The organism is Candidatus Auribacterota bacterium (genome assembly GCA_026392035.1).
In the GTDB taxonomy this organism is placed as follows: Bacteria; Auribacterota; Tritonobacteria; order UBA1439; family UBA1439; genus JAPLCX01.
Genome location: JAPLCX010000047.1, coordinates 1 through 25,610 on the forward strand (window position 1 = coordinate 1; position 25,610 = coordinate 25,610).

A 25,610-nucleotide genomic window follows, 5' to 3' on the forward strand; every position below is an offset into this window, starting at 1 on the left:
TTTTAACAAATGGTGAAACAAAGGAGGCTCTTTTTGTGTCCGCATCCTGCAAAAAAGTTGAAGGTTGCATGTCGCTCATTCTTGTAGGCATTCAACAAGTTACGAAATCATCAACTCGATACTCGCCGATTTCGGGTTGAATATGTGATAACACTAAAAAATATTTCCGGGAATTACAGAAATCTATTCCGGGGGGACTCGGGTTCCTAACTTATTCCTATGCGAGCCAAGCGTTATAATAGCAACGATCCCCGTTGGCTGAGATATCTTGAGCTTCATACACGATATCTCTATATGAGCAACGGTAAATATGATTTCCGTAACACGGAGCTTGCCAGCGAATTAGGTGTAACGCGCCGTACTCTCCAGCGATGGGCTAAAGGCATTGGGTCACCAAAAGAAAAGCATCTGAAGATCATAGAATCCTTCATTAATAAGCGTGGTCAATAAGCTTGTCGTGTTGGCAAATTAGTAGGTGCTTCATAACTGAAATCCCCTAAAACCTCCCAGATCAACCCGTTTAGGGCCTATATTTATAATGTCGCATATACTCCCATAATGTACCTTATGTAAACTAACCGAGATAGGCCTATATGCTTCTGTCTCTTCATTTATAAGCAGTTGCGTAGGTTCTTGGATAACATGTGGATAACGTTATCAGGAAGGTGAAGTCCATAGAGAGGGGCCCGCTTAGGACAAAGATCGTGGCTGATAGGTCATTTTAAGAGGAATAAAAGACCTTGGCGGCCGAGCAGGCCCTATATACATGCTGCCTGCCAATGCTGTGGCAGGTCGCCAGATCACTGCGAACAAGCTCCGAAAGGGCCCTGGAAACGCTGCTTTGTTCCTTGTCGAGCAATCGGGTTAAAATCCCCGTGGTTAAGGGCCCCTTATAAGCCAGGCGGCGCAATACAGTGGCGGCTAGGGGAGTCGGGTGCTTTTTGTCGATATCATGCTGGCATATAGAAAATATCGCCTTTTTTGCTTTTTTGAGCGTAATTGACGTGATCAGGCCGTTTTCAGCCATAATCGAATTCAATAGCTTCGAGCATATGCGGAGAGTATAACCCAGGTCACCTGTGGACAGGCTGTATATGTACTTGACTATCTGAGCGCTGATAACGGCTGGGTTTTCGGTCCACATGGGAGAGTTTTTTGGCAATCTCTTGGCGAGTATCAGGTCCAGGCTTGAAGTGGGCAGGGGATCCAGATTCAGCCAGATTAAATTTTCGAACCTGCCAGCCAGCTTTCGTCCGGACCCGGGTGGACCTGTGAAGATCCACGAAAGATGCGGCTGAAAAAGCGGACCTATCTCGTCGGGCAAAATAACGCGCCGCTCCCCTACCCTTGCTTGAAGTACGAGCCCACCCTCATATCCCATTCTCGTAGCTGCAATATTCGCGTATTCGCCCAGGCGCTCGATCCGGAAGCCATGTTTCACAGCAATTACGGGATATCGATGCTGCACCCTGGCCTGGAGCATGGCGGACGAGTGTACGCCTGCCCAGTTCATTAGTCGAATCGCATCACGATGGAGGAGATCATAGTCTCCATTGCGGCGAGGTTTCGTTTTAAGGCTATTTGCCAGCACACCCCTAATGGCATTAATTGACGACCACAGTGCAAGCGCCACGAAATATTGTTCGGAAACATCTCCATTAAACTGTATCTCACCCACGGGGCTTATGCACGCTCCCCGGCTCGCCATCTCATATCTTAGGTAATTCCCGAGTGAGCTCTTGCCCGTGCCTCTGCCACCCTCGATAAAAACAATCCCTCCCCCATTCAGCATGGCATTTCGTGCCAGTGCGAGCTCGCTCTCTCTTCCTGCAAAAAGATTGAGGTCATGGGCAATAATAGGTGCATCACTGAATGGATTTGCTGGGCATGTTTCCCTAATATCTTTTTGCATTATATCCCAGAGCCTCCATAGTAATTATATAGCGATAATACGTTATATAACAAAATAGGCATACCCTTATTATTAACGGATATACGTTATATATTACTATGCTCTGCGAATGGATGCAATGTACTTTGTGCTGCGGAAGCTCTTTTTGGAAGAGAACCCATTTTATTAAAGCCGGGGGGGGCGAGAGAAATCCCCTCCCTCAAGTTCTATCTGCTCGCCATATCAGGGGGAAAAGCTGCAGTGATGATCCCCAAAGGATGCAATAACGGTCATAGTGGCCCACAATAATCGTTAGAGCTCGCGGCAGCTTATTTGGAGGGAGATCTTTTTGTCCCCCCGGGGAGGAAGGACAAATCGGAAATGCGGCAAAATGACGGTTCCTTGGTAAGTCAAATCAAAACCCTTTTCGGATTGCGAAACCGTTTCTATCGGGAAATGCCAGAATCCGGCTGGTTCGCTCCACGAGATACGAACCGCAAACCTGTCAGGAGTATCCACCAGTTCAACAAAACTGATTCCCTCTGCCGTACCCCTGCTCCCCGCTTTGCGGGCTGATTGCTTCTGTGATGGGATTGAAATATACCGCTCTGCCTGATTTCCGGAGAGGAGCGTCATGTTAAACTCAATACCCATCCAGAGTTCAAGAGCCTCGTCAGCCTGGCTTGAAATACAGTAGTCAATCCCGACGATGCCGCTCCCGTTAAGGGTGTATGTCTTAAGGATATCGAGGTATCTCCTCTCTCCCGGGGAGTGAAATACTCCTCGCCGCCGGAGAGAGGCGATCACACTGCCTTCGCGTTCCGTGAGCGCGGCGATTTCATATGGCTGGTTTACAAACCCCCCCTGTTCGGGGTACTCACAGCGGGCAAAACTCTCGAGCGTGGTGCCGTCGCCAAAAAAGTGATCCAGCAATGAACGCCGGAGATACCAGTCATAATGCAATGCATTTAACAATTCCGGGGTTACGCTCTTTACCATATCATGAATAGACTGGACCGCCCCCTCTCCTCCGTCCGCACCTTTCGCAGGCTGCTCACGCATAGCAGTATGATACGCTTCCTCCCTTCTGCTCATTGTGTTGGAGAGGTTGAAATAGCGAGGCTTGTAATCCAGTTCAAAGAGAGATCCTCCGTATCCCGGTGATAGATAGGCGTTGACGCGTGCGTTTCGCAACAGGATCTCCTCCATCCCATCCTGATCATAATCGATTCTCTCACTCTCAACCCACTCCCCCTCCCCGTGCACGGCCCTGTCAACAGCCACCTCTGCCTTGATCATGTTGCTGTAATTCGCGTGCCGGAGGTAGTTCAGGTAGACACCGCCGAATAGTCCATGCCAGTAAGCGCAGTTGCACTGGCTGCGCCACAGAGACTTCTTTGTTTCTAGATCTCCTGGGAGCTCCTTATGGACCATCCGGCTCACATGGAATGACTTGCTCCGCTGAAGGTTACTCTCCGGGTATTTCACCAGGAAATTCCGCCAGAACCCTCCCCTCAAAAAGCGTGACAACTGATCGAACCGCTTCTCTCGCTTCAACTCACCGATAGTCTGCTCAAATGCAGCCTGTACTCTCGCGGGGAGCGCCCATTCCATCATCTCGTCATACGAGGCAGTAGGAAGATATACCTTCCCCCGTGGCGGGAATCGGTCGAGGTACTCGCTGAGCGTGAGCATCGTGAGCCAATCTGAATTGTTCTCGATGAGTTCGAAAAAGCGCTCCAGATACCTCTCTTCGTAGACCCATTTATATGTACCAGGCCAGACGCCGAACTTCTCCCCATCATCGCCCAGGGTGAGCCCGACGCCTGGTGATTTCTCTCCTGCCTGCCTGAGATAGTCTATAGCGCTATGAGGTTCGCTAAACGGTATGAGATATCGTAACTGCTTATTAACCGGGAATACGGCGAGAGTGCACCCCTCGTCCTCGGTAATGTAATATCCCGAAAGCCCCTCTCGATCCAACCCGCCATAGACAAAGTGGGAATCATCGAGGAGGGTATAGCTGAGACCCGCAGCGCGAATGAGGCTCGTCAGCTGCGGCTCCCATACCCGTTCCGCAAGCCACAACCCGCGCGGGACACAGCCGAAGGCGGCGCGAAGGTAGTCGCTCATAAATGCGAGCTGGCCGTGCGCGTCCTCCCGGGGGATTGCCGGAAGGATCGGTTCATAAAACCCTCCTCCCAGGAGCTCCACCTGGCGGCGGTTGACAAGCTCTTTAATATCCGTGAACGCCCCCGGGCGATTGACTTCAATCCACTCGAGCAGCGGCCCGCTATAGTGAAGCGCGCAGCGGATGCCGGGGTGTTTCTTCAGCAACTCGAGGAACGGACTGTAGCATTTTTGCCACGCTTCCGTGAACACGTGCCCGAAGTTGCCCACCGGTTGATGATTATGCACCGCGAATAGGAAATATATATGTCCCATAGAGTACAATCTCCGATTGACCGTCTCGCCGGCTTCGCGACTGGCAGTAACCCGCACTCCTGCTCAGAGCGCCGTCCAGCGCTCGAGTTCAAAATCTTCAGCCGGGACGGTGAATGAGATATATCCACCGTGAGGATGCCGCTCGAGCTCCAACGTGCCGGACTTTACCTGAAGGTAGAAGCATACCTCCTCCCTCTTTTTGAAGCCTAAATCACGGAATGGTATCGCGAGCTCGATGATCCTGTCTATCGCAATGGTAGTGTAGCTTACCCTGCGCCCGTAGCGACCAGAGGCTTCACGGTGGCAGAGCTTGAACTCCGGATTCATGATTTTCTTCTGATTCAGCGAGAAAGAGATTCGGCATTCCCGCGGCTTGGTGAAATGCAGGTGAATGTGGTAATCGGTATCATTGCGGAGTTCCTCTCGCTTCAGCGGATCAATCCTCAAGAACAATGTACGCTCGTCAAAGCCGTAGCAGATGGCCTTGATAAACGCCTCCGTCTTGCACATCGTGGTATCCGAGCGCGCCGCACGATAGTGGCCCGCGTCCACCCATTCATAGTATGAACTCTCACGCCCATCAATGGTTGGCTTTAAAAATGCCTTCGGTTCATGAGCGACGCGCACCCTCCCCAGGTTGATGATCGGGGTGTCAAGGGCTTCGGGGACCTCTTCACCGAGCAGTTGATGCACGTTCTTCAGGTGCGTCCGAAACAGCTCATCGAATACCGGGTCGTTGTCGGTTGAAAACCGATCGCCATACCACCAGAACCAGTCGCTCCCCTCGGCGGCATAGAGCTCCTCGCGCGCCGCATCGAGATTCTTCCGGCGCGGCGCTGATTCCTCGGCATGGCGCACTACGCGCCTCGCCCTGCCCAGGAGATTCCAGGCCTCGTTGTCCTCCTTATCGCCTATCCACACCCCGTAGTTGCTGTCGATCCATGAGCCGCTGTGGAGATTGCGGATCACCTCAGATGGTGGATGCTCCTCAAGATAGCTGCCGATCTGCACGGTTGAGGCGAATGAACCCCTGCTGAGCTCTTCGTAGAGCTTCCGGAGAAATCCCTCTCCTCCGTCGGGATAGCCCTGCCATGGATTCTCTCCGTCCAGTATGACGCTCACCAGCGCGTCATCTGTGCGCACCATCTTTGATATTTCAGCCAGCCTCAGCAGGAAATCAGCGGAGGCGCTTTTCCCGTCATTGTGTGCGTAGCTGAAGCCAATCCTGTCGGAGAGCTCCCTGTCCCGGAACACCATCGCGATCGAGGCGTTGCCGTGCTCAATCCGGTAGGGCTGGTAGAGCACACTGAACCTGTCCCTGCTCCGCAGCGACCTGAAGAGCACCTCCTCATCGGAAGCCATCCACCGGATCCCCTGCTTCGCAACCAGCGGCACGATCTCAGGGCACACAGACCCTTCCGGTGGCCAGAGGCCGAGGGGCTTTTGGCCGAAGAGCCGCTCGTGGTACGCGACGGCAGCTGAGAGCTGCGCCTCAACGTCGGCGGGGTAGCGATAACGATCCGGCAGCGGTACATCGGGCATGGCCCGCCGGGCAAAGTCCGTGTCGTAGAGGAGCGGCATAATCGGATGATAGTAGGGGCTGGTGGTCAATTCTATCTGGCCGCGCCTCACCGCATCCTTGTGGAGGGGAATGATCTTTTTAAAAATATCATCCTGGATTTCAATGAGCCGGGCCTTGTCATCCTCGGTAAATCCGGATCCCCTCTCCTTCATTTTACGCAACTCCGGATAGAGCGCGCACGCCCTGAATCCGAACCATGCGAGATTGAACCACACCTGCAGGTCCCTCAGATCCCTTTCTGTGAATCGACTCACCAGATCCGGCAAGGCGCTCTCCATAATCTTTGTTCCCCGTTTGTAAAGCAATTCCTTGTAGCGCGGATAGCGCATGAGGCGCGTGTCCCAGTTCACCATGAAATAATTCCAGAGGATAAACTGCTTCTCCTCCTGGGACAACTCGGCCGCCGGCTTCACGGTATGCTCAAAAAACAGATCCCTGACCTCCCCGCTGGTATACTCCTCGATCTGTTTCAGCAGGGAGGGGACATAGTTGAATGTCTGCCTGATGGCCGGGAATTCCTCGAGGAGCGAGATGAGGTCGAAGTAGCCCATCGTGGCGTGCATGCGGACCCATGGCATGGCGCTCACCTTTGTCAGCGGGTCATAGTAGTACGGCTGGTGCATGTGCCAGTAGAATGCGAGAGCGAGCTGTTTCACGCGCGATTGTCCTCGTTGTATGAGTGTGCATGTTTTGATTCGCGCAATTGCTCAATCGCCGATCGATTTCTTCTGGCCCATTCAGAGATCGATCTCCTGAAGGTATTTCGCCGCTTCCTCAGGGGCTGTGGGGTTGATATAGAAGCCGGTACCCCATTCGAAACCGGCCAATTGCGTGAGGCGAGGCATAATCTCAATGTGCCAGTGGAAGTCAAACTCGAGCGTCCTCCAATAATCCTTGCGCGGCCATCGGATAGGTGCGGTGTGCAGGATGAAATTGTACTGGGGATGGTTGAGCGCCTTCCCCAGTTTGCCGAGCGTCACGATCAGCATGTCGGCGAGTATTTGCATCTCACCGGACTGGAGGCTCTGGTAATCCGCATGGTGCGCCTTGGGGAGAATCCAGATCTCAAAGGGGAACCGTGAGGCGAATGGGCAGAATGACACAAAGAGCTCGTTCTCACAGACGATGCGGATGTGTTCCGCGAGCTCCTGTTTGAGAATATCGCAGAAGATGCAGCGGTCTTTATAGTTGTAGTAGCTGAGTGCGCCCATGAGTTCTTCTTTGACCCTCTTCGGGGTAACCGGCGTGGCGATGAGCTGTGAATGCGGATGCGAGAGCGAAGCACCCGCCGCCTTCCCCTCATTGCGAAAAATGAGGATGTATTTAAAGCGCCGGTCCTGGGTCAGGTCCACGATCCGCAGCTTGTAGGTTTCCAATATCTTGCTCAATGACTCTCGTGTGTGCATCTCCAGGCACTTGTGGTGATCGGGGGTTTCGATGATCACCTCATGCGCCCCGATGCCATTCATCCTGTCATATACCCCGCGCCCCTCTTTCCCCAGCTCCCCCTCGATACGGAGCGCGGGATATTTGTTGGGGACGACGCGCACCTCCCAGCCAGGCGAGTTGGGCCGTGAGTGGGGGCTGCGGAACGCGAAGATCTCCGGCGGGGTCATCTTTTCTCTCCCCTCGCAAAAGGGGCATCCCTTTGCATCCGGTTTATCGGGGCACGTATAAAAATCCTTCGGGCGTTGTGCCCTCTCGTCTGATATGATGACCCATCGTCCAAGTATGGGATCTTTCCTTAATTCAGGCACATTATCCTCCTATCGCTAAGCATGTTACGGGTATATCTGCGCATATTCCCACACAGATCGGGCCCATGAAAAATTCAACTCCGTTGCATTCCCGCGTATCCCCTGCCAGTGAGGCTGCCACCGTGAAATGCAAGGAATACAAAAAGAGAAACAGCGAGCAGCATCCTCTCTAGATATGCTGTTTTTTCAACATCGCATCAGCACCCCAGACGAGCTTCTCGTAGAGCTTCTTCGTTTGGTCAGCGATGAGGTCCCAGCTAAACAGCTCTTCAACCCTTCTTCTGCCATTCTCGCCGAGCGTTCTCGCCATCCCGTGATCCTTGAGCAGCCTATTGACCGCGTCGGCAATCTTCCTGGGATTCGCCGGCTCCACTAAGAGTCCTGTTTTCTCATGTAATACTACTTCGAGAATGCCACCTACGGCGCTTGCCACGACCGGCGTCTTGCATGACATTGCTTCGAGATTGATGATGCCAAATGGTTCGTAGGTCGAGGGGCAGACAAAAACCCTCGCGCTCGTATAGAGTTGAATGTATTCTTCTTCTTTTAAATGCTCGTGAATCCAGACGATTTTTTTATTCTTTTGCACTTTTGCCATCATGAGATCCTCATATTCCTTCGTGTCTGCGCCAACGGCGCCCATGACGAGCTGGCACGGGATATAGTCCATTGCATCGATCAGGAATCTCATCCCCTTCTGAGCAGTTGGCCGGCCGATGAAAAGGATATATTCGTCTTCTATGCCATATCTCTTCTTGAGTTTGGGGTCCATCTCCTTCTGTTTCCAGGTGTCGAGGTCGATACCGTTATGGACGACTTCTACCCTATCAGCCCTGATATTGAAGTACTTCAGGATATCCTCTTTCATAATCTTGGATACCGCAATAACCTTGTCAGCCCCTTCAATCCCGGTTTTCTCCATCCAGGTGCTGACCTCGTAACCCCTTCCCAGCTGATGCACCTTCCAGGGCCGGAAAGGCTCCAGGCTGTGGCACGTGGCGACAAATGGGACCGCATAAAGGATCTTTGCGAGATACCCGGCAAAGTGGCCGTACCACGTATGGGTGTGGACGATCTGAGAATCTATTCCTTCGCAGAGCATCTCCAGGTTCGTGGCGAGGGTTTTGAATATCGAATTGAATTTGGGGTGCAATTTGCAGTCCAGATCTTTCCAGGGCATATACCCCTTGACCATTAGGTGAGGCGATTCGCTATTCACATCGCCGAAATACCTCACCTCAACGTCCATGAGCTTGGAGAGACATCGTGAAAGCTCGCGGAGGTGGACTCCTGCCCCCCCGTAGACATTGGGCGGATACTCCCGCGCTATCATTGTTACCTTCATCTCTCTCTCCTTTTTAGCTGCAGGGTAATGTCAAAAGATATTTTATAAAGCAACCACAGATTTTTCTGATTATTTACGCCTTTTCTGAGTAAATCAGTGGTGATTTATCTGTGGTAACATGCGTATAATTAAGCCCTTGTATAGAAATTCATTCCCTTCTCCATTTACCACAGATTTATTCACCACAGATTAACGCAGACTTCCTCCCCCCAAAAATAATTTACAAGTATCTGTGCAATCTGTGGTTGCATTTAGTTCTTTCATAAAACCTTTGACACTATCAGCTGCCGCATAATAGCGTATTTCACCTGTGAACCGGCCTATAGAGTCAATGGCCTCTTCTCACAGCGGAATATGGCAGCCGGCTCCACGTTGGGATCGAGCGTTATATGGTTTTCCCTTCCCCTCCATGTGTGGAGGCTATCAGTAATAAGCTCCCTGACCTCATATTCCTCGTCAGAGGAGATACCGAACTCTTCAACCGGCACGGTAATCCTGCTCGTCGCGGGCCTGAACGGATCGAGGTTAATCGCCACGAAGATGGTGTTCCTGCCATCCGGCGATGTCTTCCCGTAAAAGAGAATAGAATCGCAAGTCGAGTTATAGATGCGAAGGTTGTCGGTATAGTGCAGGGCAGGGTTTTCTCTTCGGATATGGTTCAACCGCGCGATGTAGCCCTTGATGTTTCCCGGAGCATCCCAGTTGCGTACCTTATACTCGTACTTTTCTGAATTCCTGAGCTCATCCTTATCTGGAAGCTTGTCATTTTCCAGAACCTCATAACCGTTGTACATACCGTAGAGCGATGAGGATGTGGCAGCGAGGGCGATGCGCATCTTGAAAGCGGGCCGGCCTCCGGTGAAGAGTATGGGGGGGTGGATGTCCGGCGTGTTGACGAAAAAGTTAGGGCGCAGAAATTCCTTAAGGTAGCTGTTCGTGAGCTTCAGCAGGTATTCGATGAGCTCGTTCTTGGCATTTCGCCATGTGAAGTATGTATAGGACTGGGAGAAGCCAAGCCTGGAAAGAGATTCAAGTTTATCATAATCTGTGAAAGCTTCGGAGAGGAAGACGGTTCCGGGATAATCCTTGGTCACCTCCCTGATGATCCATTCCCAGAACTCCTGAGGTTTCGTGTGCGGGTTGTCGATTCGGAAGGCGGTCACCCCTTGGTCCAGCCAGAAAGTGAGGATGCCCTTAATCTCATTCCACAGTTCCTCCCTGTCCCCCGGCATGAGATTGAGAGGACACACATCCTCGTATTTTTTAGGGGGATTTTCGGCGTATCTGATGGACCCGTCCGGATTACGGAAGAACCAGTTGGGGTGCTCTTTGATCCAGGGATGGTCGGGGGAGCAGTTGGTCGTGAAATCCAGGGCAACTTCCATGCCCCTTTCCCTGCACGCCCGAACAAATCGTTTGAAATCGTCGAGGGTGCCAAGTTCGGGGTTGATGGCCTTATGCCCACCGCATTCGTTACCCACCGACCATGGGCTTCCCGGGTCCGTGGGTCCCGCTTTCAGACTATTGTTCGGGCCCTTCCGGTTTGTCCTTCCGATAGGATGAATGGGGGGCAGATAGATAACGTCAAACCCCATTCTCTTTATATCGAAGAGCCTGGCAATCATGTCGTCGAAGGTTGCGCTTTTTCCGGGCACCCCTCCCTGTGACCGGTGGAACATTTCGTACCATGCGGCGAACCTGGCGCTGACGGGCTCCACCATGATCTCGAGCCCGCGCGTATAGGTAGTCTTTCTATTTTTATCAGTTTTCAAGTTTGCTTCTACGGTATATTGGCACCATCCCAACATGTCTTTCAGCGGGAAGGCCCCCGACCAGCGAACCTCCCCTTCTTGTATCATTGGGACTCTAAACCAGGGGGAGGAGTTAGGATGCTTCTTTCTGTATAGGAGACAAGCCTCAGGCGGCTCCTTGCTATAAATATCCGCCGTAACCCGGAAGCTCCTGTCCACTTCCCGCTTGACTGGAAAGCGCCCACCCTCTATCTCCGGGTATACATTTTTGATGCGTATTTCACTTCGCATGTCTAAGGACTCTCCACTTCAAAAGCTGACAGAATTTTAGTTAAAAGAATGCGACTTCTCAAGAAAAATAATCATAAGAGGGAAATAGGTCAGACGGTATGAACTGACCCTTCGTGGACGGCGCTTTTCACTGGGCTTATTTTGCAGCCGCAGTGCGTCGCACACAGAGCAAATGAGACCGCGTAGAAGACAATCAAATATCTCACGCGGGAGCCATGACCTTGAGCGCCCGGGGGGCTATTGAGAAGCCGATAGGAGTGGTCCCGATAATATCGCCGTCTGACTGCACCAGAACCTTATGGGCGGAACTCACGTTGACTGACTGCCCGCGGTGAAACGTGATGCCTTCCAGAGCCCGGTGGGTATTCAAGAGCACAGATAACCCTGATCGGAGGATCACAGAGGCGTATCGCTTCTGGAGAATACACACATTGAGCCAGCCATCGTCAATTGCCGCATCCGGGCAGAGCGTGAACCTGCCGCCATAGTGCCGGGAATTGCAGACCACCATTGAATACCCGCTGAGCGATGGTTTTTGACCGTCGATATCAATGGTGAGCTCGGGGAGACCATAGTGGATCACCGCGCGTACCGCGGCTATTGGATATGCAAACATCCCCAAAAAACCCTTCACGGTGGGATCAACTTCTCTCACCACCTGCGCATCAAGACCCACTCCCGCCATGCAGGAGAAGTAACGCCCCACCGATGTCAGGCCAAGATCGATCGTCTTGACTTTTCCCCTTGTGAGCACCTCGCACGCCCTCAGTGGATCGAGGGGAATCTCCATCTCCCAGGCGAGTACGTTACCGGTTCCCATGGGGAGTATCCCGAGAATAAGGTCCGAGCCCGCGATGCCGTTGATCACCTCGTGTATCGTGCCGTCTCCTCCCGCGCAGATCACCATCTGGAACGATCCATCCCTCGCGCTGCATGCGAGATGCCGCGCCTCGCCCGGCTGTACCGCGGTGAACGTCTCCAGGCAAAACCCCTTCTCCGTGAGCACGCGCTCGATTCTCCGCAGCCGCGCGGCGCTCGCGGCTCTCCCGGAGGTTGGATTTACTATGAGTTTGGCGCGCATGGCGAAATACCCTACGCTCCCTTCTCCAGTATCTCGACAGGAACTCCTGCGAACTGTTTGAAACGCACCGCGTCGCTCCGGGAACCTACAATGGTTCCGTAGTGCATCGGGATTGCCACGGCGGGTTTTATTCTCTTCGCTGCCTCCGCAGCCTCATTCGCGTTCATCACATAGGTGCCGCTCACCGGAAGCAGTGCCACATCGGCAGTGACGGTCGCCATCTCGGGGATCAGGTCGGTGTCTCCGGCGTAGTAAATCCGGCGTGTGCCGAAGGTGATGATGAACCCAAGGCCGCCCTCAGCGCGGGGATGAAACGGCTTGTTCGTATTATAGGCGGCCACTCCCTCTACGACGATCTCTCCTATGGAAATCGACTGCCCCGGTGTGATGATCCGCACATCCCCTTTGAGCTTCCTCGCGCACTCCGCGCAGGTCACCGTCACCGTGTCAGACTTGAAAATCCGCTCAATAGCGGTTGGCGAACAATGATCGTAGTGCGAATGCGAAACGAGGATTATATCTGCAGCGGGCCCTCCCGTGATCTTATAAGGATCAATGTAAATGAATTTCTCTCCATCGAGCCTAAAGCTCGCGTGTCCCAACCAGTGTATCCCCTCGATCATTTAATTTCCTCCATTGCATTCCTATCTTTGTGCATCCCTGCCTGCCGGCAGGCAGGTGCGTGCATCCTGTTCCAGAATATATAATCGTTGTCCATAATTATCACGGGGAGCATTAAATATCTGACATGTCATTGCGAGGAGCGTAGCGACGAAGCAATCTCAACTCTTTGGGCAGCAGGAGATTGCTTCTCCCGCTTTGCGGGATCGCAATGACCATGGCAAAAAGTGTAAAGAATAATGGCGATGCCGTGCGCGGACACTTTGTCCAGAATACGGTCAACACGCTCGCTCCGATCCACAGAACCGTTACCCTCCGTGGTACTGCACGATTTTGATCTTCGAGATCCCCGCACTCCGAGCCTCCCCCATCCCCTCCCCCACCACCCCATGTAGAGATAACCGAAAAGGGCGCCGCCGAGATGGGCGAAGTGTGCCACAAAATCACCGCGCACATTTGAGATGACCAGGAGCAACTCAATCCCCGCAAAAATCAGCACCAGGTGCTTAGCTCTCATATTCACGGGGAGCACGAAGAAGAGCAGGAGCGTGACCACCCTCTCAGGGAAAAGCATGGCGAAGGCCACCATGAGACCGAAGACCGCGCCGGAGGCCCCCATGATGAGGGTATACGGCGGATAGAATACAACCGAACAGAGCCCGGCGCCGATGCCGCAAAAGAAGTAAAAACAGGTGAAGCGCCTCGTTCCAAGGGCGGCCTCGACATCGGGCCCGAACATCCAGAGGACAAACATGTTAAAGAGGAGATGGATCAGATTCGCGTGGAGGAAGATATAGGTCGCAAATTGCCAGAAATAGAGATGCGATAACGCAAGGGCGGGAATAAGGGCGAATGTGCGGTCCACCGCTCTCCCGCCGATGCTTTGCACGACAAAGCAGATAATGGTCGCCGCAATCAGACGCTTCACGCCAGAGCTCAAAGAAGGCCCGAGAGAGAATTGAGGGGAATTGTCGCGATAGTGATATTCAGGATAGGACATGTTCTGCCTGGCGCGTGCTCAGCCCGAGTTAATGATCACCTTGACCCAAGTGCTACGGGATTAAATGACGAGTGATAACCTCTTCCACAGAATACAAATGAGTAACGCGGCCCCGAGGCCAAATGTTATTGCAGGGATACGTGCAAACGCCTCATGCGCAGCATTTCCATCGTCTGTTCCTGCTTGGCGATGATCGTATCGAGTTTGGCCTGGCCCTGAATGATCGTATCCAGTTTCGCGTTGAGCTGATCGAGCTGCTTTGCAATGTCTGCCGCGTCCGGCTGTTTCGCATCGGCGAAAACGAATTTCACAATTATCACACCGATAATGAGCACTACGAGCACCAGCGTTTTATTCATACTCCCTCCTTAGTGCGATACCATTTTGAACTATCATCGCTCACAATCCTCTCCCTCGCCGCAAATCTCAGTTTATAGAAAAGAAAAACTATTACAGAACACGCCGTGAGGAGCACACTTAACACAGTTTTGCCCTTAGAGAGGCGATGTATGGTCACATACCCGTTTTTAAGCACCATTACCTCGCGGGCAATGACACAGGTCTCCCCCTCGAGCATTGGCGCAAAGCGGTACATCACTCCCCTGACGAGAAGATGATCGCCACGATGAGAATAGCTTCCCATGGTGCGGACATTCCGTATGTGAGCCGCGTTCATTAGAACGCCGATCGCCGCCCCATCGCTCGAAAGTACATTTACCCACCCAGTATCCCCTCTCCTCATGATATCGCCAATTGCTTCTCCCTCGATCACCACCTCATTGCCATCGTATTTCTTGCCCTCCCTTATCAAAGTGCCGATAGGGATGGAGTCCGGTGCTGCATAAAGAGGGCTGCTCAATAATGCCATGAGAATGCCTGTCTGAATCCCCCTATGCCCTATCGCGCTCATCATGCTATTTTCCCCTGAACACAGAAACACCAAATGCAATTAATCCAAACAGAGCGATAAATTCCAATCGCCCGGCCCACATTGCAAATATGTAGTAGCATTTGAGCACTGCCGGCATAGACGGGGTTAAGATACCACATGAGAGCCCCGTATTGCTGCCGGCGGATACCGACTCAAACAGCGAATCGATAAACGGATATCCGCATGCGGATCCGACAATTCCGCCGCACAGGTGCATTGTCAGATAACATATAATGATGAGCCCCGCCATTTTTATATGCTGTTCGGTCAGTATAATATCTTTCACATGGTGGAATTGAGTTACAAAGTAGGAATCTTCCGCTAAAATTATTTTCTTTATTTCCTGGTAGAGGCCCTTTGCAAAAATCCCCATCCGCAATCCCTTGATACCCCCTCCCGTTGAACAGGCGCTGGCACCGATTACCATGGCGACAATTATGGCAAGCGCCGCCAATTCTCCCCAGTCCTGAATGAGTTGACTGGCATATACCTGCATATAGCCTGTGGTGGTATGTCCCGACACGACGATATACGAAGCCCTTCTAAACACACTCACCGCATCACCGTACACACCAGATTTGATGAGGGCCCAGGCACACAGCGCAAACGCAAGCAGGACCGTTATCGTAAATGAGCGTATCTCGATATTTTTGAACATCTCCTTCGGCTTACCAGACCATACCGCATAGTGCAGGACAAAGTTAAATGAGCCTAAAATCATAATGAACAGAGTAACTATTTCTACAGGCCAACTGTGATAATAAAGGATGTTCTGTGATTGAGGGGCAAATCCTCCCGTGCTCCAGGCGCCCATAAAGAGCCAGAGCGCGTGCAAGAGGGAATTGGGGAACGCAATACCTTCCGCAGTGAGCACAAAAAACAAAGCCGCCGTCCCCACGATAAGATAAATCGTACTGATGAGCCAGATCGCTCTGCTGGTGTGAATCACGTTCGGGAGCAGCCTTTCATCCTTGCCCTCGCCCACGTACATCATATAGGCTCCTGCCGTTCCCTTGACAAGGAACGTGAGCACGAGGACAATCATCCCCTGGCCACCGACATAGGTCAGAAGATGACGCCACATGTTTAAGCCCTGAGATACATGATCCAGGTCGAGAATAAGAATCAACCCCGTTGTGGTGAATCCACTCATCACGTCGAATACGCAATCAAGGTATGATGCAAAATGCCCGCTGAGATAGTGAGAGATGGCGCATAAAAGAGTGGCGAGAAACCATGTAAATGCTGCGATGACCATCGAATGAATCCACCTGAGGGACCCTGCCGCTCCATATCCGAAGATCAGTAAGATTATCCCCGTAATAAAGCATGCATTGAACCCGATAACATAATCAGGGAACACAGCCCATTCCTTGAAGATCAGGGAAGTCACCAATGGGACAAAGTGGAGAAAAGAAATTCCGCATACAATTCTACCGGTATGCTGGCTAATCAGTTTATAGTCACTCAGGTATGGTTTCGATATCATGTCAGCGAAGTACTAGCCGAGTAAGAATGGTAATACAATACATCACAAGGACCAGGGAGATCACGTACAGCACCTCTACGATAATCCCCCAGAACGAGAGGTGGACATGACTGACGATGCGCTTCAGTTTTTGCATGGGGTTTATGCGCCTCTGAGAAGCTTATAAAATTCCCGTTCGTTCTCGGGAGTGGTGACGGCGAGGATATCATCGCCATCTTCTAAAATCGTCTCCCCATTGGGTACAATGACGTCTTCCCTTCTCAACACAGATGCGATGATGCATCCCGCGGGAAGCGCTATATCTTTTAGAGGGTGCCGCAACAAGGGGGAGTGTTCGGATATTTTCCCATGAACCACTGAAATCTTCCCCTGTTTCAACTTGAGTAATGTACTCAACTCCTCGAGGCTCACTTCCTGATTGAGCACCTGGGAGATGATTGTCGTCGCATCGATAGGAACATCCACGCCCAGCTTTGCAAAAGCCTCCTGGTTCCTCGGGTCATTCACCCGGGCGATCGTTCGAGGCACTGAAAAATAGAGTTTCGCGAGCTGGCATATAATCAGGTTGTCCTCGTCGTCATTGGTTGCCGCGACAACGACGTCCGCCTTTTCTGCATTCGCCTCTTCGAGGTACTTTGGTTCACAGGCATCCCCATGGATCACAATCGCATCGTCCAGCTCTTCTGCAACCCTCTCGCAGTTTGCCGTATCTCTATCGACGACAACCACCTTGTGCTTCTCGCCCACGAGACGCGTCGCGAGTGAAGAGCCGACTCTCCCCGCGCCGCATATGATGACGAACATTTAGTCCTCCATTTTAAACATGCTCTTGATTTTTTTCACGCTCTCAGTCCTCACAATGCCGATAAGGACATCACCCAACTCAAGCCGGGTCATGGGGGAAGGAATGACCGGGTTATTCTTTTTTATGATCGTGGCAATTAAGAATTCATCGGGCCTGTTCAGTTCAGAAACCGTTTTCCCAACAAAATCCTCGGTGACATTGATCTCTATAATACCCATCCCCCTGGTTTCAATAAAGAAGCCCGAAAAGCGGCTCTCGATCAATTTGTCGCGAATCATGGATGCGAGCAGCGTCGTACCGCTTATTATCTCGAGCCCAAACCTCTTGTAGATATCAGCCCTCCGTGGATCATACACTCGTGCAATAACCTTGGGGACATTGAATATTTTCTTCGCCACCTGAGAAGCCATTATGTTCGTATTATCGCCATTGGTGACCACGACAAACGCATCAGCGGATTCCACACCTGCCCTCCGGAGCACCTCCAGATCGAATCCGTTCCCCGTGACACAGAGGCCATTGAAAGTCCCGCCCAGCCGATGGAAGGATGTCTTATTGTTATCTACAACAGCAACATTGTTTCCTTCACGTGAGAGCAAAAGGGCCAATTCCGAACCGACACGTCCGCAGCCGACAATAATCACGTTCATAGAAACAGCCTCATTTCATTGGATGTATTGTACCAAAAGGCAAGAGGGCATGGGGCTCTTAACTCCCGCAAGAGGCACGGAGGCTCCACCTGGGCATTGCAATCGGGAACACCACCCACAGGCCGCGCCTAAAGGGAAGGGAAAGACAGGTTAGTGAGGGGCCCTATTTCTCCAGCGCCCCTCATTTTTTCCCTGCCTTCGCTGTGGGAGCAGGCCCAGGGGTGGGCTTCTCGGCAGAGGTGAGATCCTTGCGCAGATTCTCCTCTAAAGAGGAGGGGATTGTGAAGACTGAGCTGCTGTCGGAGAGTTTGGCATAGTATGCCCCCCCCTCTGCTTTCCCGCCTATACGGAGGCTCGGGGGCGAACTCCCCTTTTCGAGATCGAGAGAAACCTCGTACGACGGTTTGTCCAGGCCATATTTTTTCAGGTCATTGGGTGATTGCTCGACAAACTCACGGGCACACAGCTTTGAGAGATTGGAGAGGATGGTGTTGATCTGGCTCGCATTGGCCCTGCGCTTTTCAGGCTCCACCATCTGCCACTCGTTCCCCTGGCTTTTCTCGCACACCACCCGCGGCTTCTGTGATTTGGTGATGGTGAACTTCTTCACGTCACTGCTGTTGAAATCCATCACCTGCCTCTTCATGTAGTGGAGCGGATCCAGCGAACACCGCTGGAGAAAATCAGCGGAAACCGCACAGATCTCCTCCGACCTGGCCCTTTTGAGATATGCCTTTTTGCCACCGTCGAACTTCTTTCCCACAAGGATCGTCTCCGCTTCGCCGCCCCTGGGTTTGAGCACGATCTCCATGGCCTCTTTTTTCCCATAGCGCTCATAATCAACCGGCTTATCCGCAACGAATTCCGCAACCTTGAGCTCAGTCAGCATGCGCAATAGATCCTGCACCTGCGCCCCCTCAGCTTCTTTCTTTTCCGGCTCCTTAATTTTCCACTTCTCGCCGGCCTTTGCCAGAACCAGCTTTTTATCCCCGCTCCTGATTTGAATTTCCTCGATACCCCCCTGGGCGAGATGCGTCACCTTCAGGTCGCGAAGTTCGTGGGGCGAGCGCGTGAGATCTTTCAGGACATCATCGCCCACGGTGACCACGGCATCGGTCCCTGCCCGCGTGGCGTATATCACGTTCTTTTCCGCCTCTTTCCCGAGGAGCAGGGTCTTGGAGGATTGGCCCTTCGCGTCCCACAGCGTAATCTCACCGCGAGGTTTGTCAAGCCCGTACACAGCGAGGTCTTTCGGGGAATCGCTCGTAAAATCGCGCACCTGCGCGTGCTTAATCTTTCGGAGCATCCCGCTCACCTTATCGGGATCCGCAAGCCCCTGGACCGGCGAGGTCAGTCTCCAGACGCCTGATTCCTGAACAAGCTCTACGCGCTGATCGCCGCTAATAATCTGAACTTTGCCAAGATCGCCGATTTCGAAATCCAGCACTCCCCTGTCGCGCAAATCCTTGACCCCTTTGTCAATGACCTGGCGAATGTTCTTGTCAACGACGAGGATATCATTTCCCCCCATGCTTTTCGCATAGACGTTGTTTCCGATGGGGGTATCGCTCCCGATGCTGAGTCCATCCTTCGTGCCGGAGGCGGTGAAGCGTACCGTCAGGCGAGGCTTCGTGAGGCCAAACTCTTCAATCTTCTTCTCATCGAGCTCGGCACGCGGGATGATTCTTACGCTGTTCAGAGATTCAAGGCGGCTCACGATGCTGCTCAGCGGAGATTTATCCGCCTTGTACTTCAGGGGCTGCTCGATCTGCCAATCGCCCGCTTTGTCCTTGACGCATACAACGTTCTCTTTCCCCTTCACGAGCTCAATTCTGTCGATATCGTCAGCCTTCACATGGAACACGAGCTTTCCCTTCTCCTCCTGCTCATTGGTTGACATCGTCTTCTTCTCGAAAAACCAGATGTAGCTCCCGATCCCGAGCGCCACGATCAGCAATATTAGTGTGGTGCGAAATTTCATCAATCCCTCCACCCCCCCCACCCTGCCCCTCCCCCTCAAGGGGGGAGGGAATAATTAACGACGGTCAACGCCTGATTCCCGCTTCCGCGGGAATGACCTTCGGATATATAGGCACTCTAACTCTCGTGCTCACTCCGGTGCTTTGTAGCTCGATAGCTTGATAGCTTGCCCGCTCACTTCCTTCGCCGCCACCACACTACTATGCCGAGGGCGAGACCGAGGCCGGGGAGCACGGCAACGGAGAACCAGAATATGTTGCTCATCTGCGCCGCGTTGAGACGCACCCTTGTCTGCTCCGGCATCTTAGGACCTATCGCAATGAGCTTTTCTCTGCTCGTGAGCCAGTTGACGATATTGAGGAAAAAGCTCGCGTTGCTCAGATTGGGGATCTGCGTATTGTCAATAAAATCGGAGTCGCCCATAACTACCAGCCGCATGTTCTTCAGCGGTTTGTCTCCCACTGTGCGTGCGTTCGCTTCCACCGCCACGCCGAATGGGACCGGCCCCTTCATATCCTGGCCCTCATCGAAGCGGAAGGTTTCATCGAGCATATTGGTTTCGCCCCAGCCGAGGGGCGAGGTTTGCACGAGAGTAACAGCCTTGAGGTCAGTATTGGAGGTGAGGGGTTTTACCGAGCGCACCTCCGCATAGAGCGTCGCCCGCCCCTTCATGTCGTTCGTGATCTCGTGGGAACCGTAGTTATCGGCGAAGAGATTGAGCGCGCTGAAGAAGAGCAGGCGTTGCGCGGACTCCGGGTCCACCACAATATTGGTTCCCACCTCGACGCCCCACTCCCTCAGAAATGCCTCAAGCCCTGAGTTCGTCTGCGGGTCGAGCGCGGCGAAGAGGCGCCCCCCGTTTGTGAGGTATGCGCTCAAGGCCTTCTTCTCTTCATCCATGTATGACTCCCGAGGACCGATAATCATGAGCAGGTCGCAGTCCCGCGGCGCCTCCTTCTTTTCATAAAGCGCCACCTTCTCGACCTTGAGGTTCTCTCGTTCGAGCAGCGTCCTGCAGAGCTGCAACCCGGACTGCTGTGCATCATCAATACCACGCTCCCCATGGCCGGTTACCATATAGACAACCGGCTGTTTCTGCTGGGTGAGATTGAGGATGGCGGATGTGAAGGCCTGCTCCCCCTTGAATGCCTTTACGGTCGGCGCCTGACGGAACCTCACGCCGCTGTAGTCCATCTCGACAATGTCTTTATCGTATACATATTTGTTTCTCTCCCCCTGCGCGAAGACGACCAGGTTGCCCTGCTCGGGCGACGATATCTTGAACTTGTTCAGCAAAAAGCGCACACGCGCGGGATCTTTCTCCGGATCGACATACTCAACCTCGACATTTGCGCTCATCGCGCGGTAGCGGTTGAGGAGCTCTTTCACATCGCGGTACACGGGATTGAACGGCTGGGAAAACACGTATACCTTGATCGGCAGGTGAAGGTCCTTAATGACGTTTATGGTCTTATCAGACAAGGAGTAATATTTGTTCGCCGTCCAGTCAAATCTCTTATAGTGCCGGGAGCTCAGATAATTTACCATAAGGTAAATGGCCAGTGCCACGATGCACACCGCCGCCACATTGGCGCCTATGGCCGTCCTCCGTATCCGCGTAACCTGCTCGTTTGACATGAACCCGACCTCCTTGCACTCTTATTTTTTACTTTTTACTTTTTGCATTAGGCTGCAGTTACCGCCACTTGTGCGACTCGACAATCTTGACGGTGAGAAAAAGGCACAGCACGGTACTGCTCACATAATACACGAGCGCCCTCGTGTCAATAATCCCCTTGCTGAAACTCTCAAAAAAGTGGTCCAGGATATTGATGTAAGAAAAAAAGCCCTGGGCCGACGTTCCTGTTATGAATGTCCTGAAAATACCCAATGTCCAGAGGGCGGTGATGATGACAAAACTTGAGATCGCCGCGATAATCTGGTTTCTGGTTACGGCGGAACACAGCAGCCCCACCGAGATACACATGCCTCCGAGAAGGGCTACCCCCAGGTAACCCGAGCAGAGAGGGCCCGCGTCGATTCCCGAATAACGCCGCAACACGGCAACGTAGGAGAGGGTGGGCAGCCAGAGAAACAGGTAGAATGCCATGGCGCCGAAGAATTTCGAGAGTACGAGATCCCAATCCGTGATGGGAGCCGTCATGAGCACCTCGATCGTGCCCGATTTGCGCTCCTCCGCGATGAGCCGCATGGTAATCACCGCGGCGACGATGGAGAGGAGCACATAGAAGAAGATCGTCCCCCCGAAGAAGAGCTGCATCGCTGAGCCCTCTCGCGGCATCCGGGGATCGTTGAGGGCGCTCATGATTAAAAAGAAAACCAACCCGTTGAACGCGAGGAACACCACGAGCACCACGAATGCAATCGGCGAGTAAAAATACGACTTGAGTTCTTTCACAAAAAGCGGAGCAATCTTGCGCATAGTCTTAATCTCCCGATAGATAATGAGTGACGCGTCATTCGTGAAGCGCAAACTACTTTCTACGCTTCACTCTTCACGCGCATTAGGTTTCATGAGTTGTTATATGTACAAATACATCCTCAAGCGATACCGCTTCGGTCTTCATCTCCCGCAGCACCCAGCGATTATCCGCCACCGCCTTAAAAATATCTTCACGCACGTCGCGCCCTTTCTCAACCTCAACGCTGAACGTGCTCACCCCGTTCCCACGGCGGTTGACACAGACGATCCCCTGAATCTTCTCGATCGCGCTCTGGATCTCCTGCCCCGGGCCGCGCACCTCGAGGCTGAGCCTGCTCCCCCCCCGCATGTGCTGGGTGAGATTACCGGGCGTATCCATGGCAACGATTTTGCCGTGATCGATGATAATCACGCGCCCGCAGGTCATTTCAACCTCAGGCAAGATATGGGTCGAGAGGAGGATCGTGTATTCACCCCCCAGCTCTCTGATGAGTGTGCGCACCTGCCGGACCTGATTGGGATCCAGGCCAATCGTCGGCTCGTCGAGAATGAGCACCTTCGGGTCGTGAATGAGCGCCTCCGCAAGGCCCACACGCTGCCGGTACCCCTTGGAGAGCTGGCCGATGATGCGGTGCTGAATATCCACAATCCCGGTTTTCCCCATGACATCCTGCATGCGCTTTTTCCGTGATTTTCGCGGAATGCCCTTGAGACGCGCGCGATAGTCGAGGAACTCACTCACGCGCATATCATGGTAGAGCGGAACGTTCTCAGGAAGGTAGCCGATCACCCTGCGCACATCGAGGGAATGCTCAAAGATATCGAAGCCCGCAACGGTGGCGGTGCCCGAGGTGGGCGGCATAAAGCATGTCAGTATGCGCATCGTCGTCGTTTTACCCGCGCCATTCGGGCCGAGGAAGCCGAGGATCTCTCCCTTGTTCACCTGAAACGAGAGGTCATCCACAGCGAGTGTGTCTGCGTAGCACTTGCTTATATTCCTGACGTCAATCATAATGGCAAATCCCTTTCTGAATGCAACACGGGGCGAGTTCCTTGCAGACCCTCGCTATGCGATCCTCACGCTTCGCGCCTTGAACGGTAACCGATCCTTCCCCCAATGAATTCCTTGAGCGCAATATCAATGGCAGAGAGTCCATCCGTTTTCTCAAGCAGGGGCCTCGCTCCCCGGAAAAGCTGTCTCGCACGCGCCGCAATCACATTGACAAGGAGGCAGCTATTCCCGGTCTTGCCGAGGGCCTCCATGAGTTCCCTATCGCGGTTCTCCATCTCTCCGCACCTCCCCTCTTTCACCACCACAACCGTAAGAATCTTGAATGGCGCAATTATATCTCATGCCGCACGTTCTGAGAAGACTGATATATAACAAACGGCGCATTATGAATAACCACAGACTTTGTTAGAGTTAGTCTTACCGTAAAAGGTTGAATCCCGGGGGGGCGTTTTGCCTCCCCCGGGATTCACAGTCCACAACGGGCTGTTTAATACATCCCACCCATGCCGCCGCCCGGAGGCATTCCCGGAGCCGGTTTCTCCTTCTCCGGAATCTCGGTCACGAGCGCCTCTGTGGTGAGCAGGAGGCCGGCGATGCTCGCCGCGTTCTGCAGCGCAGTGCGGGCTACCTTGGTAGGATCGATGATCCCGCTCTTGAGCAGATCCTCGTACTCGTTATCCGCGACGTTGTAACCAAAACCGCCCTCGTGCTTCTTGACCTCCTGGACGACAACCGATCCCTCGGCACCCGCGTTGTTCGCGAGCTGCCGCAGCGGCTCTTCCAGTGCGCGCTTCACGATTGCCACGCCTACCTGCTGCTCCTCATTGAGTTTCATTTTCTCAAGCAGCGGGGCACAACGCAGCAGCGCCACTCCTCCGCCGGGGACGATTCCCTCTTCAACGGCCGCACGGGTCGCATGGAGGGCATCCTCAACGCGCGCCTTCCGCTCCTTCATCTCGGTCTCTGTCGCAGCGCCGACATTGATCACGGCGACGCCACCGGCGAGCTTCGCGAGCCGTTCCTGGAGCTTTTCGCGGTCGTAATCGGACGTCGTCTCGTCAATCTGCACGCGGATCTGGTTGATGCGGCCCTGGATATCAGACGACTTGCCCGCGCCCTCTACGATGGTGGTGTCCTCTTTATCCACCGTCACCCTCTTGGCGCGCCCGAGATCGGAGAGCTGTAGATTCTCCAGCTTGATCCCCAGGTCCTCGGAAATGCACTTGCCGCCCGTGAGGATTCCAATGTCCTCGAGCATGGCCTTCCGCCGGTCGCCGAATCCCGGCGCCTTGACCGCGCAGCAGGCGAGCGTCCCGCGGATCTTGTTTACCACGAGCGTCGCGAGGGCTTCCCCCTCGACATCCTCAGCGATGACGAGCAGGGGCTTGCCGGTCTTCGCAATCTTTTCGAGCAGGGGGAGGAGATCCTTGAGGTTTGAGATCTTCTTTTCATGGATGAGGATATAGCAGTCCTCGATCACCGCGTCCATTGTCTCCGCATCGGTCATGAAGTATGGCGAGATGTAGCCCTTATCAAACTGCATCCCTTCAACCACCTTGAGCGTGGTGTCAATGCTCTTGGCTTCCTCAACGGTGATCGTGCCGTCCTTTCCGACCTTCTCCATCGCGTCAGCGATGATGTCTCCTATCGTCGAGTCGCAGTTCGCTGAAATCGTGGCCACCTGGGATATATCTTTCCTGTCCTTGACCGATTTGCTCATCTTCGCGAGCTCTTTAACCACCACCTCAACGGCCTTGTCAATACCGCGCTTGAGCTCCATCGGGTTGATACCCGCGGTCACGTTCTTCAAACCCTCGCGGTATATGGACTCGGCGAGCACCGTTGCCGTGGTCGTGCCGTCGCCGGCGTCCTCAGAGGTCTTTGAGGCAACCTCCCTGACCATCTGGGCTCCCATATTCTCGTATGGCTCCTCGAGTTCGATCTCCTTGGCAACCGTTACTCCATCCTTGGTGATCGTCGGCGATCCAAACTTCTTGTCCAGGATTACGTTACGGCCTGCGGGGCCAAGCGTGATCTTGACGGCCTTGCTCAGTTTTGTGACGCCGTTGAGTATCGCCTGTCTCGCATCAGCGCCGAATAAAAGTTGTTTTGCTGCCATTGGATAACTCCTTTCTTGTTCAATGTTACCCTCGGGATGCTGCGCGCATCCCGTCTCCCGCTACTCTATGATCGCCAGCACATCTTCTTCACGCATGATGAGGTATTCCTTATCATGCACCGTGACGTCCGTGCCGGCGTATTTTCCGATAAGCACCGTGTCTCCCTTCTTCACCTCCAGGGGAATCACCTTGCCGTCTTCGTTCCTTTTCCCTGGGCCTACCTCGATAATCTTGGCCTGCATCGGCTTCTCCTTGGCGGTGTCGGGAATGATAATGCCTCCCTTTTTCGCCTCGGCCTCCTCGATGCGATGCACCAATATCCTATCACTCAACGGTTTGATCTTCATCACATAACTCCTTTCGTAGTAATTAAATTCACCATCATGCGCTCGCGTCTACATAATTTATTTGCGGAT

General features: G+C 53.2%; 21 protein-coding genes. All 21 read right to left on the reverse strand.

The annotated features are described in order from the left end of the window. Window positions 1–721: 721 nt before the first annotated feature. Window positions 722–1,912 carry a hypothetical protein gene (locus NTX71_04455; protein MCX6339153.1) on the reverse strand — a complete coding sequence of 397 codons (1,191 nt, stop codon included), beginning with the start codon at window positions 1,910–1,912 and terminating at the stop codon, window positions 722–724. A gap of 291 nt (window positions 1,913–2,203) precedes the next feature. After that, window positions 2,204–4,336, reverse strand: coding sequence for a DUF1926 domain-containing protein (locus tag NTX71_04460; GenBank protein MCX6339154.1), 2,133 nt, complete (start codon window positions 4,334–4,336; stop codon window positions 2,204–2,206). 63 nt (window positions 4,337–4,399) lie between these two features. Beyond that, window positions 4,400–6,574, reverse strand: coding sequence for a glycoside hydrolase family 57 protein (locus NTX71_04465; protein MCX6339155.1), 2,175 nt, complete (start codon window positions 6,572–6,574; stop codon window positions 4,400–4,402). A gap of 81 nt (window positions 6,575–6,655) precedes the next feature. Further along, window positions 6,656–7,675 (reverse strand): galactose-1-phosphate uridylyltransferase, encoded by a 1,020-nt coding sequence (galT, locus tag NTX71_04470; GenBank protein MCX6339156.1) that lies wholly within the window; start codon window positions 7,673–7,675, stop codon window positions 6,656–6,658. A gap of 169 nt (window positions 7,676–7,844) precedes the next feature. Further along, window positions 7,845–9,020: a glycogen synthase gene (glgA, locus tag NTX71_04475; GenBank protein MCX6339157.1), complete on the reverse strand. Its 1,176-nt coding sequence runs from the start codon at window positions 9,018–9,020 to the stop codon at window positions 7,845–7,847. A gap of 320 nt (window positions 9,021–9,340) precedes the next feature. After that, a complete protein-coding gene (locus NTX71_04480) occupies window positions 9,341–11,062 on the reverse strand; it encodes a DUF3416 domain-containing protein (protein MCX6339158.1) in 1,722 nt (573 codons plus the stop codon). A gap of 202 nt (window positions 11,063–11,264) precedes the next feature. After that, a complete protein-coding gene (locus NTX71_04485) occupies window positions 11,265–12,143 on the reverse strand; it encodes a diacylglycerol kinase family lipid kinase (protein ID MCX6339159.1) in 879 nt (292 codons plus the stop codon). 11 nt (window positions 12,144–12,154) lie between these two features. Beyond that, entirely contained in the window at window positions 12,155–12,766 is a 612-nt protein-coding gene (locus tag NTX71_04490) for an MBL fold metallo-hydrolase (protein MCX6339160.1), read from the reverse strand. A gap of 128 nt (window positions 12,767–12,894) precedes the next feature. Beyond that, window positions 12,895–13,692, reverse strand: coding sequence for a rhomboid family intramembrane serine protease (locus NTX71_04495; protein MCX6339161.1), 798 nt, complete (start codon window positions 13,690–13,692; stop codon window positions 12,895–12,897). A gap of 197 nt (window positions 13,693–13,889) precedes the next feature. Next, entirely contained in the window at window positions 13,890–14,123 is a 234-nt protein-coding gene (locus NTX71_04500; protein MCX6339162.1) for a hypothetical protein, read from the reverse strand. Further along, entirely contained in the window at window positions 14,120–14,677 is a 558-nt protein-coding gene (locus NTX71_04505; protein MCX6339163.1) for a hypothetical protein, read from the reverse strand. The genes NTX71_04500 and NTX71_04505 overlap by 4 nt, the downstream gene beginning before the upstream one ends. 1 nt (window position 14,678) lies before the next feature. Then, the gene (locus NTX71_04510) at window positions 14,679–16,184 is read right to left on the reverse strand and encodes a TrkH family potassium uptake protein (protein ID MCX6339164.1); all 1,506 of its coding nucleotides are present in this window, start codon (window positions 16,182–16,184) and stop codon (window positions 14,679–14,681) included. 141 nt (window positions 16,185–16,325) lie between these two features. Further along, window positions 16,326–16,988: an NAD-binding protein gene (locus tag NTX71_04515; protein ID MCX6339165.1), complete on the reverse strand. Its 663-nt coding sequence runs from the start codon at window positions 16,986–16,988 to the stop codon at window positions 16,326–16,328. After that, window positions 16,989–17,639, reverse strand: coding sequence for an NAD-binding protein (locus NTX71_04520; protein ID MCX6339166.1), 651 nt, complete (start codon window positions 17,637–17,639; stop codon window positions 16,989–16,991). 181 nt (window positions 17,640–17,820) lie between these two features. Next, window positions 17,821–19,620 (reverse strand): DUF4340 domain-containing protein, encoded by a 1,800-nt coding sequence (locus tag NTX71_04525; protein MCX6339167.1) that lies wholly within the window; start codon window positions 19,618–19,620, stop codon window positions 17,821–17,823. Between the two features lie 173 nt (window positions 19,621–19,793). Beyond that, on the reverse strand, window positions 19,794–21,257 hold the full coding sequence (locus tag NTX71_04530; protein ID MCX6339168.1) for a GldG family protein: 1,464 nt from the start codon (window positions 21,255–21,257) through the stop codon (window positions 19,794–19,796). A gap of 58 nt (window positions 21,258–21,315) precedes the next feature. Next, entirely contained in the window at window positions 21,316–22,062 is a 747-nt protein-coding gene (locus NTX71_04535; GenBank protein ID MCX6339169.1) for an ABC transporter permease, read from the reverse strand. Between the two features lie 82 nt (window positions 22,063–22,144). Then, window positions 22,145–23,074, reverse strand: coding sequence for an ATP-binding cassette domain-containing protein (locus tag NTX71_04540; protein ID MCX6339170.1), 930 nt, complete (start codon window positions 23,072–23,074; stop codon window positions 22,145–22,147). 65 nt (window positions 23,075–23,139) lie between these two features. Next, a complete protein-coding gene (locus NTX71_04545) occupies window positions 23,140–23,349 on the reverse strand; it encodes a DNA-directed RNA polymerase subunit omega (GenBank protein ID MCX6339171.1) in 210 nt (69 codons plus the stop codon). A gap of 212 nt (window positions 23,350–23,561) precedes the next feature. Next, on the reverse strand, window positions 23,562–25,193 hold the full coding sequence (gene groL / locus NTX71_04550; GenBank protein ID MCX6339172.1) for a chaperonin GroEL: 1,632 nt from the start codon (window positions 25,191–25,193) through the stop codon (window positions 23,562–23,564). Between the two features lie 60 nt (window positions 25,194–25,253). Then, window positions 25,254–25,541 carry a co-chaperone GroES gene (locus NTX71_04555; protein MCX6339173.1) on the reverse strand — a complete coding sequence of 96 codons (288 nt, stop codon included), beginning with the start codon at window positions 25,539–25,541 and terminating at the stop codon, window positions 25,254–25,256. Window positions 25,542–25,610: the final 69 nt, after the last annotated feature.